We start from the raw sequence: 13,823 nt of genomic DNA, 5'->3' as shown, positions 1-13,823 counted from the left end.
GCCGCGACCCGGACGGCCTCGTGCCGGTCGCCTCGACGCGGCCGAACATGCTCCGCGGCCTCGCCGCCGCCGACGTGCTCGCCGTCGTCCCGCCGGGCGGTGCGAGCGCGGGCACCCGCGTCCGCTGCATCCCGCTCCCCTGGTGACCCGGGTCCCCCGGTGACCGCCCGGGGAGACGTCAGGCGGGGACGGCGACGCGGGCCCGCTCGAGCCGGATGACGATGCTCTTCGAGGTGGGCGTGTTGCTCGTGTCCGCCACCGAGTCGAGCGGCACGAGCACGTTCGTCTCCGGGTAGTAGGCCGCCGCGCAGCCGATCGGCGTGCGGTAGGCGACGGCGCGCCAGCCCTCGGCGCGCCGGTCGCCGTCGGGTGCCTCCGAGACCAGGTCGACCAGGTCGCCGTCCGCGAGGCCCTGCGCGGCGAGGTCCTTCGCGTTCACGAGCACGACCTTGCGGCCGCCGTGGATGCCGCGGTAGCGGTCGTCCTTGCCGTAGATCGTGGTGTTGTACTGGTCGTGGGCGCGGATCGTCTGCAGGATCAGCCGCCCCTCCGGCACCGTCGGGTACTCGAGGTCGTTCACCGTGAACTTGGCCTTGCCGGTGTCGGTGGCGAACGACCGGTGGTCGCGCGGGCCGTGCGGAAGCACGAATCCGCCCGGCATCCCGAGCTTCTCCTCGTACGCGTCGAAGCCGGGGATCACGTGCTCGATGTGGGTGCGGATGCGGCGGTAGTCGCCCGCGAGCCCGCGCCAGTCGACGTGCGCCGTGTCCGCGCGGCCCCGGAGCACGCGCTCGGCGAGCCCGGCGACGATGGCGACCTCGCTGCGGAGGTGCCTGCTCGCCGGCTCGAGGCCGCCCTGGGACTCGTGCACCATGCTCATCGAGTCCTCGACGGTCACCATCTGGGGCCCGGTCACCTGCACGTCGCGCTCGGTGCGGCCGAGCGTCGGCAGGATCAGGGCGCGGCGCCCGGTGACGACGTGCGACCGGTTCAGCTTCGTCGACACCTGCACCGTGAGCCGCAGCGAGCGCATCGCCGCCTCCGTCACGGCGGTGTCGGGCGTCGCCTTGGCGAAGTTGCCTCCCATGCCCAGGAAGACCTTGATGGTGCCGTCCCGCATCCCGCGGATCGCGCCGACCGTGTCGACCCCGTGCTCGCGCGGGGACGAGAACGCGAACTCGGCGTCGAGCTTGTCGTGGAAGGCGTCGGGCATCTGCTCCCAGATCCCCATCGTGCGGTCGCCCTGCACGTTCGAGTGGCCGCGGACCGGGCAGACGCCCGCACCCGGCTTGCCGATGTCGCCGCGGAGGAGCAGCAGGTTCACGACGTCGCGGAGCATCGCGACCGAGTGCTTGTGCTGCGTGAGGCCCATCGCCCAGCAGACGATGTTCCCCTTCGACGCCGCCATCAGCTCGCCGACCTTGCGGATCTGCTTCTCGGTCAGTCCCGTGGCGGTCTCGACGTCGGCCCACCGGAGCGCGGCCATCGCCTCGCGGTACGCCTCGAAGCCCTGGGTGTAGTGGGCGATGAAGTCGTGGTCGAGCACGGTCCCTCTCGGCCCACCGGCTCGCCCGGCCGCGGGATTCGCATCGAGCTCGATCAGCACCTTGCCGAGCGCCTGGAACAGCGCCTGGTCGCCGCCGAGCTTGATCTGCAGGAACGTGTCGGCGAGATCCGTGCCACGGAACACCATCCCCTTGACCGTCTGCGGGTTGTCGAAGTGGAGCAGCCCTGCCTCGCGCAGCGGGTTCACCGCCACGATCACCGCGCCCTGCTTCTTCGCCTTCTCGAGGGAGGTGAGCATGCGGGGGTGGTTCGTCCCCGGGTTCTGCCCGGCGATGAGGATGAGCCCGGCGGTCTCGATGTCGACGAGGGTGACCGAGCCCTTGCCGATGCCGATCGTCTCGTTCAGGGCGGCCCCGCTCGACTCGTGGCACATGTTCGAGCAGTCGGGCAGGTTGTTCGTGCCGAGCGCGCGGGCGACCAGCTGGTAGAGGAACGCCGCCTCGTTCGAGGTGCGGCCGGACGTGTAGAAGACGGCCTCGTCGGGGCTGTCGAGCGCGTCGAGCTCCTCCGCGACGACGTCGAAGGCGCGGCCCCACGACACGGGTCGGTAGTGGGTGTCGCCCGCCTCGAGCAGCATCGGATGCGTGAGCCGGCCCTGCTTGCCGAGCGCGAAGTCGTCCCACGTCTCGAGCTCCGCGAGCGGATGCGCGGCGAAGAACGCGGGCGGCACGCGCCGGGTCGTGGCCTCCTCGGCGACGGCCTTCGCGCCGTTCTCGCAGAACTCGGCTGTGTGCCGGCGGTGGGCCGGGTCGGGCCAGGCGCAACCCATGCAGTCGAAGCCGGTGACCTGGTTCACCTTGAGCAGGGTCCGCACGCTCCGCGCGGGACCCATCTGGTCGAGGGCGATCTCCATCGAGTGCAGCACCGCCGGCGCCCCGACGGCCCGCTTCTTCGGCTTGCCGACGGTGAGCTTCGACTCGTCGATGTTCGCTTCCGCACGTTCCGTCGCGTCGGCCATGAGCGGCTCCGTCCCGCGCGGCCGCCCTCGGCCGCGCATGCCGCATGCTACGTCGGCGACCTCGGCGCGCAGCGGACGGTGGCAGGCTGGCCGCATGAAGCGCGCAGCGCGGCGCCGCGTCGTCGTGGTGCGACCGGGTGAGCCCGGCCGCGCCCGCGAGGACGCGCTCGCGATCGAGGAACCGCTGGAGATCCGGGTCGGCGGCGTGCCCTTCAGCGTGACGATGCGCACGCCGGGTGACGACTTCGACCTCGTCGCGGGATTCCTCGTCTCCGAAGGCGTCGTCGCCTCGACGGACGACCTCGCGGCGATGCGGGTGGTGACCGGGATCGCCCGCTCCGGGGATCCGACGTTCAACATCGTGGAGGCGACGGTGACCGGCGGGGGCCTCGCCGTCGCCGCCGCCCGCGCGCGGAACGTCTACACGTCCAGCTCCTGCGGGGTCTGCGGGCTCGCCTCGATCGATGCGGTCACCACGGCGTCCGCGTGGCCGATCCTCTCCGCGGGCTTCACGGTCGACGACGTCGTGCTCGCCGCCCTGCCCGACCGGCTGCGCGCGGAGCAGCGGCTCTTCGACTCCACGGGCGGCGTCCACGCGGCGGGCCTCTTCGACGGCGACGGGACCCTCCTCGTGCTGCGCGAGGACGTCGGCCGCCACAACGCCGTCGACAAGGTCGTCGGCTGGGCGCTGCGCGAGGGGCGCCTGCCGCTGGCGAGGACCGTGCTGCAGGTGTCCGGCCGCGCGTCGTTCGAGCTCGTGCAGAAGGCGCGGATGGCGGGGATCCCCGTGCTCGCGGCGGTCAGCGCGCCCTCGTCCCTGGCGGCCGAGCTGGCCGAGGAGGCGGGGATCACGCTCATCGGCTTCAGCCGCGGCGCCGCCTTCAACGTGTACGCCGGAGCCGCGCGGGTGCGCCGCACCGGCCGGCTTGACGCCGCCGCCCCCGCGTCCGTACCGTCGAGCCCGCCGGATTCGTTGCAGCCGGCGACAAATTCGCGAGGAGTCCGATGACGCACCCGGCGAGGGCCGCATGAGGGCCGCGGTGCTGCGTGCCGTCGGCGAGCCGCTCACGATCGAGGATCTCGAGCTCGACGCGCCCGGTCCCGGCGAGGTGCAGGTGCGCATCGAGGCCGCCGGGGTCTGCCACAGCGACCTCCACTACATGACGGGCGACCTCCCGGCCCGGCTGCCGATCGTCGTCGGGCACGAGGGCGCCGGCATCGTCGAGGCGGTCGGCGACGGCGTCGAGCTCGCCGTCGGGCAGCGGGTGGCCCTCACCTGGCGCCCCCGCTGCGGCGAATGCGACGCGTGCGTCGCCGGCAACCCGGTGCTGTGCCGCTTCGGCCGCGTCTTCGCGACCACGAACGGGCTCTTCGACGGCACCACCCGCCTGCACCGCGGGGACGAGCGGATCCACCACCTCATGGGCGTCTCCTGCTTCGCGGAGCGCGTCGTGGTCTCCGCGACGAGCACCGCCCCGGTGCCCGACGGCGTGCCGCCGGAGATCGCCGCGGTCGCGGCCTGCGCGGTCGTCACGGGCGTCGGCGCGGTGCTGAACGCCGCGAAGGAGGTCGCCGGGCGGCCGCTCGCCGTCTACGGGGCGGGCGGCGTCGGGCTGGCGGCGGTGCTGGGCGCGGTCGTCGCCGGTGCCTCGCCGATCATCGCCATCGACCTCGACCCCGAGAAGCTCGCCCTCGCCCGCCGCCTGGGCGCCACCCACACGATCGACGGCCGCGAGGGCCGGGTCGCCGAGCGTGTCGTGGAGCTCACCGGCGGCGGGGTCCCCTGGCTCGTCGAGGCCGTCGGCCGCCCGCAGACGATGCGCGAGGCGTTCGCCTGCCTCGCGGCGGAGGGCACCCTCGTCGCGGTCGGCCTGTCCTCGACCGACGCGGTCGCGGAGGTGCCGATCACCGAGCTCGTGCAGCGGCAGAAGCGCATCGTCGGCGCCCTCTACGGCCTCGCGAACCCACGGATCGACCTCGCCCGCATCTTCACCCTGTACCTCGCCGGCCGCCTGCCCCTCGATGCGCTGCTCGGGACGACCCGTCCGCTCGCCGAGGTGAACGAGGCCTACGCCGACCTGCGCGCCGGGGCGCCGGGCCGCGGCGTCCTGATCCCCTGATCCCCCACCAGCCAGCACGCACGGCCGACCACGGCCGGGAAGGAGCGGATCCTCGATGACGGGTCTCCGGAGCGACGAGTGGTACGGCGGCGACGACCGCGACGGCTACATCCACCGCGCGTGGATGCGGCGCGGCTTCCCCGACGACGCGTTCGACGGGCGGCGGCCGCAGATCGCGATCGCCAACACCGCGTCCGACCTCACGCCCTGCAACATGCACCTCGACGAGGTGGCGCGCAGCGTGAAGGAGGGCGTCTACGAGGCGGGCGGGATCCCGCTGAACCTCCCGGTCGTCTCGCTCGGCGAGACGCTCGTGCGCCCCACCGCGATGCTGTGGCGCAACATGGCGGCGATGGCGATGGAGGAGATGTTCCGCGCCAACCCCATCGACGGCCTCGTGCTGCTCGGCGGCTGCGACAAGACGATCCCGGCCCTGCTCATGGCGGCCGCGTCGGTCGGCATCCCCGCGGTCGTCGTCCCGGGCGGCCCGATGATGAACGGCATGTTCCGCGGCAAGCGGATGGGCTGCGGCACGGGCGTCTGGCAGCTGTCGGAGGAGGTGCGCGCCGGCACGCTCTCGAAGGAGGCGTTCCTCGCGAGCGACCGGTCGATGATCCGCAGCAAGGGCCACTGCAACACCATGGGCACCGCCTCGACGATGGCGATCATGGCGGAGGCGCTCGGCATGACCATCCCCGGCGTCGCCGGCACGCCCGCGCCCGACGCGCGGCTGCTCGAGGCGTCGCAGGCCACGGGCCGCCTCGCCGTGCAGCTCGTGAAGGAGGGCCGCACGATCGCCGACGTGATCACCCGCGGGTCCTTCACGAACGCGATCGTCGCGCTCGCCGCGTGCGGCGGATCCACCAACGCGGTCGTGCACCTGCTCGCGATCGCCGGCCGGCTCGGCATCGACCTGACCCTCGACGACTTCGATCGGATCGGCGCGGAGGTGCCGCTGCTCGTCAACCTGCAGCCGGCGGGCGAGTACCTCATGGAGGACCTCTTCAACGCGGGCGGGCTGCTCGCGGTGCTCGCCGAGGTGCGCGACCTGCTCGATCCGACGCCGATCACGGTGACCGGCCTGCCGCTGACCGACTACCTCGACGACAAGCCGATCTGGAACCCGGAGGTGATCGCGCCGCGGGCGGAACCGCTCATCGAGGGCGCGGGCATCGCGGTGCTGCGGGGCAACCTGGCGCCCCGCGGGGCGATCATCAAGCCGGCTGCCGCGTCCCCGCACCTGCTGCGGCACCGCGGCGAGGCGATCGTGTTCGACTCGATCGAGGACTTCCACGCCCGCGTCGACGATCCCGACCTGCCGGTCACGCCCGACTCGGTGCTGATCCTGCGCGGCTGCGGGCCGCGCGGCTACCCGGGGATGCCGGAGGTGGCGAACCTGCCCCTGCCGCAGAAGATCCTGAAGGAAGGGGTTCGCGACATGGTCCGGATCTGCGACGGCCGGATGTCCGGCACCGCCTACGGCACGGTGGTGCTGCACGTGTCGCCGGAGGCGGCGGCCGGCGGCACCCTGGCGCTCGTGCAGGACGGCGACCCGATCGTGCTCGACGTGCCGAACCGCACCATCACCCTCGACGTGCCCGAGGAGGAGCTCGCGAGACGGACACCGCCACCGGCGCTCGTCGAGGGCTTCGCATCCGCCGAGCGGGGATGGCAGAAGCTCTACATCGAGCACGTGCAGCAGGCCGACACGGGCGCCGATCTCGACTTCCTGGTCGGCGCCTCCGGCTCGGCCGTCGCGCGGGAGTCCCACTGATGGCCGCGCTGGTGCGGCTCGCGACCGCGGACGGCCCCGTGTGGGCGGCGCTGCACGACGACGGCGGGGTGCCGCTCGGCGCCTCGCTCGCCGAGCTGCTCGCCCTGCCGCTCGATGCGGCACGGACGCGGATCGACGCGGCGGCCGGCGCCCCGGTGCAGGGGCGGCTGCTCGCGCCGGTCGACGAGCAGGAGGTGTGGGCCGCGGGCGTCACGTACGAGCGCAGCCGCGACGAGCGGATGGCGGAGTCGACCGAGGCGTCCATCTACGACCGCGTCTACGTCGCCGAACGCCCCGAGGTCTTCTTCAAGGCGCCCGCGGCCCGGGTCGTCGCCCCCGGCGAGCCCGTCGGCATCCGCGCGGACTCCGACTGGGACGTGCCGGAGCCCGAGCTCGGGCTCGTCTTCAACGCCGCCGGCGAGCTGTTCGGCTTCGTGCCGGGCAACGACATGAGCAGCCGGTCGATCGAGGGCGAGAACCCGCTGTACCTTCCGCAGGCGAAGGTGTACGAGGCGGCGTGCGCGCTCGGCCCGGCGATCGTGCCGGTCTGGGACGCGACCGGTCCCTTCGGCATCGGCCTCACGATCACCCGGAACGACGAGGTCGTCTTCACGGGCACGACGTCGACGTCGACGATCACGCGCGACTTCGCGGACCTCGGAGCGTGGCTGTTCGCCGCGATGCCGTTCCCCGCGGGTGCGGTGCTGCTCACCGGGACCGGCATCGTTCCGGAGGAGGGATTCACCTTGGCCGCTCAGGATGTCGTGACCGTGTCGATCGAGCAGGTCGGCACCCTGGTGAACCCCGTGCAGGTCGTGGGACGCGACCTGCGGACCGGAGGAGGAGCACGATGACGGACGTGGTGGAGACGGTGGCGGACACGACGCCCGAGGAGCTCGACCTGCTTCTCGGCGCCGCGGTCGCCGCGGCGCCGATGCTCGCGGCGGAGCGGCCCGCCGACCGCGCGGTGCGGCTGCGCGCGATCGCCGACGCGCTCGACGCGGCGGCCGAGGAGCTGATCCCGCTCGCGGCCGAGGAGAGTCACCTGGGCGTGCCGCGACTCACCGGCGAGCTGAAGCGCACCACCTTCCAGCTGCGCCTCTTCGCCGGCGTGCTCGACGAGGGCGCCTACCTGCAGGTGACGATCGACCACGCGGACCCCGACTGGGGCATGGGCCCCCGGCCCGACCTGCGCCGGATGCTCCGCCCGATCGGGCCCGTCGCCATCTGGGCGGCGAGCAACTTCCCCTTCGCGTTCAGCGTCGCGGGCGGCGACACCGCCTCGGCGCTCGCGGCCGGGGCGCCCGTGCTGCTGAAGGCGCATCCGGGGCATCCACGGCTGTCGGTGGCCACGGCCGCGATCGTCACGCGGGCGATCGCCGACGCAGGCGCGCCCGCGGGCGCGTTCGCCCTCGTCACCGGGGTGGAGATCGGGCGCACGCTCATCACGGATCCGCGGATCGCCGCCGGCGCCTTCACCGGCTCCCTCGCGGGCGGCCGGGCCCTCTTCGACCTCGCCTCCTCACGGCCGGTGCCGATCCCCTTCTTCGGCGAGCTCGGCAGCGTGAACCCGGCGGTCGTCACGCCGTCCGCGGCCGCGCAGCGGGCGGAGGAGGTCGCGACCGGCTTCGCCGACTCCATGAGCCTCGGCGTCGGCCAGTTCTGCACCAAACCCGGCCTGCTGTTCGCGCCCGCCGGATCCGACCTGCCGCGTCTGGTCGCGGACCGCCTGTCGGCCGTCGCCGCGGCGCCGATGCTCAACGAGCACATCGCTCGCGGGTTCGCCGGCGCCCTCGACGAGCTGGCCGGCCACGACGGCGTCGAGGTGCTCACCCGGGGCGACACGAGCGAGACGCCCACGCCGACGCTGCTGAGGACCAGCGCGGCGACGTTCCTCGCGGATCCGGAGACCCTCACGCACGAGGCGTTCGGACCGGCCGCCCTGGTCGTCGAGTACACGGACCGCGCGGAGCTCGAGCGCGCCCTCGCGGCGATCGACGGCCAGCTGACGGCGACCGTGCAGACGGTCGACGACGATCCGGACGCCGCGGCGGTGCTGCCGATCCTCGCGGAGCGCGCGGGCCGGGTGCTGGTCAACGGGTGGCCGACGGGCGTCTCGGTGACCTGGGCGATGCAGCACGGGGGGCCCTACCCCGCGACGACGTCCGTGCAGACGACGTCCGTGGGCACGAGCGCGATCGACCGGTTCCTCCGCCCTGTCACCTACCAGAGCACGCCCGGGTCGCTGCTGCCGGAGCCCCTCCGCGACGAGAACCCCTGGCACCTCCCCCGCCGCGTGGACGGCGTGCTCGAGCCCTGACCGCGCATCCATCGCCGCAGGGTCAGCGGCCGCCCGCGACCCGGAGGATCGCGCCCGTCGTGTACGAGGCGTCGGCCGACAGCAGCCACGACACCGCCGCGGCGATCTCCGCGGGCGTGCCCGGCCGCCGCATCGGCACGGTCGGCGCGATGCGGTCGGGACGGCCCGGATCGAGGTGGAAGTCCGTGCTCACGAGCCCGGGCGCGACCGCGTTCACGCGGATGCGGTCGCCCGCGAGCTCCTTCGAGAGCCCGATCGTGAGGGCGTCGACGCCCGCCTTCGCCGCCGCGTAGTGCACGAACTCCCCCGGCGAGCCGAGCGTCGCGGCGCCCGACGAGATCGTGACGATCGCCCCGCCGCCCGCGGCCCTCAGCCGGGGGATCGCGGCGCGGACGGGCAGCAGGGTGCCGAGCAGGTCGAGCTCGAGGTCGGCGCGGATCCCGGCGACGGGCAGGTCCTCGAGGCGTCCCTCCACGCTCGCCGCGCCGGCGGAGGTGACGAGCCCCGTCACCGGCCCCAGCGCCTCCGCCGCGGAGAGCAGCGCGTCGACGTCGGCCTCGTCGGTGACGTCGGCCGCGACGGCGACCGCCCGTCGGCCGGCCGCACGTACCGCCTCGGCGACCCGTTCCGCCGCCGCCCGGTCGCGGCGGTAGCCGACGATCACGTCGGATCCGTCCGCGGCGAGCCGCCGGCAGACCGCCGCGCCGATCCCGCCGCTCCCGCCGGTGACGACGGTCAGGGGCGCACTCATCCGGCGAACGGGAACGGCACCGCACCGCGCACGCGCGTCGGCACCGTGAAGACGGCGCCCGCCTCGGGGCCGTCCGCGTCGCCGCGGTCGCGCCGCGAGGTCGTGACGTAGAGCGTGGACAGGTCGGGGCCGCCGAACGTGCAGGCGGTGACGTCCTTCGCGTTGACGTCGAAGGCCTCGGCGAGGGCGCCGTCGGCGGTGTAGTGGTGCACCGCGCCCCCACCCCACAGCGCGACCCACACGCCGTCCTGCTCGTCGATCGCCATGCCGTCCGGATGCCCCGCGTCGTCGGGGATCACGGCGAACGGCCGGCGGCCCGTGAACGCCCCCGTCTCCGCGTCGAAGTCGTACGCGTCGATCCGGTTCGTCGGGGTGTCGATGTGCAACGCGGTGCGCCCGTCCGCGGTCCACTGCAGCCCGTTGGGGATGGTGAGGTCGCCGATCACCGGATGCACCGAGCGGTCCGGGTCGAACCGGTAGAGGGTGCCCGCGCCCGGCGCCTCGTCGTACGCCATGGAGCCGCAGTAGAAGCGGCCCTGCGGATCGCAGCCGCCGTCGTTCATCCGCAGGCCCTCGTCCGAGAACGCGGGCACGACGGGGCCGTCGGGCGTGAAGTGGGCGGTGAGCAGCTGGAAGCCACGGGCGACCGCGAGCACGTAGCCGCCGGCGGCCCGGGGCCGGATGGCGGCGGCGACACCGCCGAGCTCGTGACGGGTCGTGCGGCCCTCCGGCGTGACCTCGACGAGCGCCCCGCGCTCCATGTCGACGATCACGAGGGCGTCGCGGGTGGCGTCCCAGAGGGGACCCTCCCCGTGATCGGCGCAGACCTCGGTGATGCACGTCGCGGCGACCACCAGGACTCCTTCCCCGTCAGCCGCCGCTCGGGCGGCCCCGGTTAGCGTGTCGAGCATGACCGACACCCCCACCCTGCCACTCGCCGACGCCCGCATCCCCGTGGTCGGCCTCGGCACGTACGGCCTCTTCCGCGAGCAGGGCGTCGAGCAGGTCGTCACCGCCGTCCGCGCCGGCTACCGCCTGCTCGACACCGCGCAGGGCTACGGCAACGAGGCGGAGGTCGCGGCGGGCATGCGCGACTCCGGCGTGCCCCGCGACGAGTTCCTCCTCACCACGAAGCTGCCGAACGGCGACCACGGCTTCGACGAGACCCTCGCCTCGTTCGACCGCTCGCAGGCCGCCCTGCGAGTCGACGTCGTCGACCTCTACCTCATCCACTGGCCGATGCCCGAGGTCGACCGGTACGTCGAGTCGTGGAAGGCGATGATCCGGCTGCGGGACGAGGGCCGGATCCGCGCGATCGGCGTCTCGAACTTCTCCGCCGAGCAGATCGATCGCCTCGAGCGCGAGACGGGCGAGCTGCCCGCGCTGAACCAGGTCGAGCTGCACGTCGGGCTCGACCAGGCGGACCTGCGCCGCTACCACGACGCCAAGGGCGTCCTCACCGAGAGCTACAGCCCGCTGAAGCACGGATCCGCGCTCGCGAAGGACCCGGTCGTGACCCGGGTCGCGGAGGCTCACGGGGTGGCCTGGAACCAGGTGGTGCTGCGCTGGAACCTCCAGCTCGGCACGGTGGTCATCCCCCGCTCGACGGATGCGGAGCGGCAGGCGTCGAACCTCGCCGTCACCGGTTTCGAGCTCACGGACGACGAGATGACGGCCATCGGCGGCCTGCACCCCTGAGCCGGAATCCGGGCGACTTCCGACATTCCGGGCGTCGTTCTCCGCCCGCTTGGTCGGAACGCGCCCGGATTCCGTGCAGGGTCGATGCTTGAGCCTGCCTTCCGCACCGACCTAGGCTGTGGATGCTCGACAGTTTCTGTCGCAGGAACGAAACGTTTAGGAGCGGACGATGACGTCGACGACCGGGCCCGATGCCGTGTGGACCGACCCGACCCGCCCGCCCGAGGAGCGCGTCGCCGCCCTCGTCGGCGCGATGACGCTCCGGGAGAAGGCCGCCCAGCTGTACGGCATGTGGCTCGGCGCCGATCCCGAGGGCCCCGGCGTCGCCCCGCACCAGTCCGAGCTCGACAAGGGCTTCGACCTCGACGCGCTGCTCACCCAGGGGCTCGGCCAGCTGACCCGCGCGTTCGGCACCAACCCCGTCGATCCGGCCGCCGGGGCCGCGGCCCTCGCCCGCATGCAGCGGCGCATCGTCGACGCCAACCGCTTCGGGATCCCCGCCCTCGTGCACGAGGAGTGCCTCGCCGGCTTCACCACCTGGAAGGCCACCGCCTATCCGGTGCCGCTGTCGTGGGGCGCCACCTTCGACCCCGAGCTCATCCGCGACATGGCCTCCCGGATCGGCGCCTCGATGCGGTCGGTCGGCGTGCACCAGGGCCTCGCGCCCGTGCTCGACGTCGTGCGGGACCTCCGCTGGGGCCGCGTCGAGGAGACCATCGGCGAGGACCCGTACCTCGTCGGCACCGTCGCGACCGCCTACGTGCAGGGCCTCGAGTCCGCCGGGATCGTCGCCACCCTCAAGCACTTCGCCGGGTACTCGGCGTCCCGCTCGGGCCGCAACCTCGCGCCCGTGAGCATGGGGCCTCGCGAGTTCGCGGACGTGATCCTGCCGCCCTTCGAGATGGCCGTGCGCGAGGGCGGCGTGCGCAGCGTCATGCACTCCTACGCCGAGGTCGACGGCGTGCCCGCCGCGGCGAACGGCGAGCTGCTCACCGGCCTGCTCCGGGACACGTGGGGCTTCACCGGCACGGTCGTCGCCGACTACTTCGGCATCGGCTTCCTGAAGCTGCTGCACGGCGTCGCCGGCACCTGGGGCGACGCCGCCCGGCTCGCGCTCACGGCCGGCGTCGACGTGGAGCTGCCCGGCCCGAAGGCGTTCCTCGATCCGCTGATCGACGAGGTGGCGTCCGGCCGGCTCGACGAGGCCGTGATCGACCGCGCCCTCACCCGCGTGCTGCGGCAGAAGCTGGACCTGGGCCTGCTCGAACCCGGGTGGGACCCGCGGCCCGAGGCGCTCACCGAGGCGCAGCTCGAGCCCGGGGCCGAGGTCACCGGAACCGTCGACCTCGACCCCGCCGCTGACCGCGCGATCGCCCGGCGGATCGCCGAGGAGGCGGTCGTGCTGCTCAAGAACGGCGGCGCGCTCCCGCTCTCCTCCCCGGGCACGATCGCCGTGCTCGGCCCCGCCGCCGACGACCCGTTCACGATGCTCGGCTGCTACTCGTTCCCGAGCCACGTCGGCGCCCACCACCCCGAGCTGCCGCTCGGCGTCGACATCCCGACGGTGCTCGACGCGATCCGCACCGAGTTCGCGGATGCGCGGATCGTCGCGGAGCAGGGGTGCACCGTCGACGGCCCCGAGACGGCCGGCATCCCCGCGGCGGTCGAGGCCGCCCGCGCCGCCGACGTGGCGGTGGTGGTGCTCGGCGACCGTGCGGGCCTCTTCGGCCGCGGCACGTCCGGCGAGGGCTGCGACGCCGCCGACCTGTCGCTGCCCGGCGTGCAGGGTGAGCTGCTCGAGGCGGTGCTCGACAGCGGCACGCCTGTCGTGCTCGTGGTCGACTCCGGCCGGGCATACGCCCTCGGCACCGCGCCCGAGCGGGCCGCCGCGATCGTGCAGACCTTCTTCCCCGGCGAGGAGGGCGGCGGCGCGATCGCCCGCGTGCTCTCGGGCGCCGTGAACCCGTCGGGGCGGCTGCCGCTCAGCGTCCCTGCGCACCCTGGCGGGCAGCCGTGGACCTACCTCAGCCAGATCCTCGCGTCGAGGAGCGAGGTCTCCAACCTCGACCCGACGCCCGCCTACCCCTTCGGCTCGGGCCTCGCCTACACGACCTTCGCCTGGTCGGACCTCACCGTGAACGGCGCCGCCCCCAGCGGCCCGACGACGGCGCCCACCGACGGTGCCGTCCGCGTCGGCCTCACCGTGCGCAACACGGGTGAGCGGGCCGGCACCGAGATCGTGCAGCTCTACCTGCACGATCCCGTCGCCCAGGTGACGCGGCCCGTCGTGCGGCTGATCGCGTTCGCCCGGGTCCCGCTCGAGGCGGGCGCCTCGGCCGAGATCGAGTTCACGGTGCCGGCGGACGTCACGGCGTTCCCGGGCCGCGACCTCACCCGCGTCGTGGAGCCCGGCGCGCTGGAGCTGCGGCTCGGTGCGTCGAGCACCGACATCCGCCTCACCGCGGAGGTCGAGCTGACCGGGGAGGTGCGGCACGTCGACCACACGCGGGCGCTGCACTGCGGCGTGACGGTCCGCGCCTGACCGTCAGCGCCCGAGCGTCCTCGCGAAGAAGGCGAGCGCAGCGGTGTCGTCATCCGGTCCGCCGCCCTCGTGGCCGTTGAACCGCCAGAGGGCG

11 protein-coding genes are annotated in these 13,823 nt (G+C 73.8%); 8 read left to right on the top strand and 3 right to left on the bottom strand.

Annotation, left to right across the window (positions count from 1 at the left end):
* Positions 1–20: 20 nt before the first annotated feature.
* Complete coding sequence (locus tag JWQ92_RS16905) at positions 21–146, top strand: hypothetical protein (RefSeq protein WP_367276714.1); 126 nt, start codon at positions 21–23, stop codon at positions 144–146.
* Between the two features lie 32 nt (positions 147–178).
* Here the strand turns inward: JWQ92_RS16905 and JWQ92_RS06425 are convergent, their stop codons facing one another.
* Positions 179–2,524 (bottom strand): FdhF/YdeP family oxidoreductase, encoded by a 2,346-nt coding sequence (locus tag JWQ92_RS06425; RefSeq protein ID WP_297343640.1) that lies wholly within the window; start codon positions 2,522–2,524, stop codon positions 179–181.
* 94 nt (positions 2,525–2,618) lie between these two features.
* Here JWQ92_RS06425 and fdhD point away from each other — a divergent pair, with 94 nt between their 5' ends.
* From fdhD to JWQ92_RS06400, 5 genes are read left to right on the top strand one after another with little or no spacing between them, the layout of a single operon-like run.
* Complete coding sequence (gene fdhD / locus JWQ92_RS06420; protein WP_297343639.1) at positions 2,619–3,533, top strand: formate dehydrogenase accessory sulfurtransferase FdhD; 915 nt, start codon at positions 2,619–2,621, stop codon at positions 3,531–3,533.
* Between the two features lie 19 nt (positions 3,534–3,552).
* Positions 3,553–4,644: a zinc-binding dehydrogenase gene (locus tag JWQ92_RS06415; protein ID WP_297343638.1), complete on the top strand. Its 1,092-nt coding sequence runs from the start codon at positions 3,553–3,555 to the stop codon at positions 4,642–4,644.
* 55 nt (positions 4,645–4,699) lie between these two features.
* Positions 4,700–6,418 carry an IlvD/Edd family dehydratase gene (locus JWQ92_RS06410; protein ID WP_297343637.1) on the top strand — a complete coding sequence of 573 codons (1,719 nt, stop codon included), beginning with the start codon at positions 4,700–4,702 and terminating at the stop codon, positions 6,416–6,418.
* Entirely contained in the window at positions 6,418–7,272 is an 855-nt protein-coding gene (locus tag JWQ92_RS06405) for a fumarylacetoacetate hydrolase family protein (protein WP_297343636.1), read from the top strand. The genes JWQ92_RS06410 and JWQ92_RS06405 overlap by 1 nt, the downstream gene beginning before the upstream one ends.
* The gene (locus JWQ92_RS06400; protein ID WP_297343635.1) at positions 7,269–8,738 is read left to right on the top strand and encodes an aldehyde dehydrogenase (NADP(+)); all 1,470 of its coding nucleotides are present in this window, start codon (positions 7,269–7,271) and stop codon (positions 8,736–8,738) included. The genes JWQ92_RS06405 and JWQ92_RS06400 overlap by 4 nt, the downstream gene beginning before the upstream one ends.
* A gap of 22 nt (positions 8,739–8,760) precedes the next feature.
* On the opposite strand, the gene JWQ92_RS06395 is transcribed toward JWQ92_RS06400, so the two are convergent.
* On the bottom strand, positions 8,761–9,489 hold the full coding sequence (locus JWQ92_RS06395; protein ID WP_297343634.1) for an SDR family oxidoreductase: 729 nt from the start codon (positions 9,487–9,489) through the stop codon (positions 8,761–8,763).
* Positions 9,486–10,343 carry an SMP-30/gluconolactonase/LRE family protein gene (locus JWQ92_RS06390; RefSeq protein WP_297343633.1) on the bottom strand — a complete coding sequence of 286 codons (858 nt, stop codon included), beginning with the start codon at positions 10,341–10,343 and terminating at the stop codon, positions 9,486–9,488. Before JWQ92_RS06390 ends, JWQ92_RS06395 begins: the two co-directional genes overlap by 4 nt.
* 55 nt (positions 10,344–10,398) lie before the next feature.
* On the opposite strand from JWQ92_RS06390, the gene JWQ92_RS06385 reads away from it, so the two are divergent.
* Both JWQ92_RS06385 and JWQ92_RS06380 read left to right on the top strand, forming a co-directional pair.
* Positions 10,399–11,187 (top strand): aldo/keto reductase, encoded by a 789-nt coding sequence (locus JWQ92_RS06385; RefSeq protein WP_297343632.1) that lies wholly within the window; start codon positions 10,399–10,401, stop codon positions 11,185–11,187.
* A 169-nt stretch (positions 11,188–11,356) separates the two neighbouring features.
* Positions 11,357–13,729 (top strand): glycoside hydrolase family 3 N-terminal domain-containing protein, encoded by a 2,373-nt coding sequence (locus JWQ92_RS06380; RefSeq protein WP_297343631.1) that lies wholly within the window; start codon positions 11,357–11,359, stop codon positions 13,727–13,729.
* Positions 13,730–13,823 lie beyond the last annotated feature (94 nt).

It is taken from the genome of Amnibacterium sp. (assembly GCF_025463795.1).
Classification (GTDB): domain Bacteria; phylum Actinomycetota; class Actinomycetes; order Actinomycetales; family Microbacteriaceae; genus Amnibacterium.
The sequence above is the reverse complement of the archived record's forward strand: the minus strand, read 5'-3'. Positions and strand labels throughout refer to the sequence as shown.

What these genes read in the sequence shown, in the direction of transcription:
- fdhD (WP_297343639.1), top strand. Translation starts at nt 2,619, where the DNA reads ATGAAGCGCGCAGCGCGGCGCCGCGTCGTCGTGGTGCGACCGGGTGAG.
- JWQ92_RS06415 (WP_297343638.1), top strand. Translation starts at nt 3,553, where the DNA reads ATGAGGGCCGCGGTGCTGCGTGCCGTCGGCGAGCCGCTCACGATCGAG.
- JWQ92_RS06410 (WP_297343637.1), top strand. Translation starts at nt 4,700, where the DNA reads ATGACGGGTCTCCGGAGCGACGAGTGGTACGGCGGCGACGACCGCGAC.
- JWQ92_RS06425 (WP_297343640.1), bottom strand. Translation starts at nt 2,524, where the DNA reads ATGGCCGACGCGACGGAACGTGCGGAAGCGAACATCGACGAGTCGAAG.
- JWQ92_RS06385 (WP_297343632.1), top strand. Translation starts at nt 10,399, where the DNA reads ATGACCGACACCCCCACCCTGCCACTCGCCGACGCCCGCATCCCCGTG.
- JWQ92_RS06395 (WP_297343634.1), bottom strand. Translation starts at nt 9,489, where the DNA reads ATGAGTGCGCCCCTGACCGTCGTCACCGGCGGGAGCGGCGGGATCGGC.
- JWQ92_RS06380 (WP_297343631.1), top strand. Translation starts at nt 11,357, where the DNA reads ATGACGTCGACGACCGGGCCCGATGCCGTGTGGACCGACCCGACCCGC.
- JWQ92_RS06405 (WP_297343636.1), top strand. Translation starts at nt 6,418, where the DNA reads ATGGCCGCGCTGGTGCGGCTCGCGACCGCGGACGGCCCCGTGTGGGCG.
- JWQ92_RS06400 (WP_297343635.1), top strand. Translation starts at nt 7,269, where the DNA reads ATGACGGACGTGGTGGAGACGGTGGCGGACACGACGCCCGAGGAGCTC.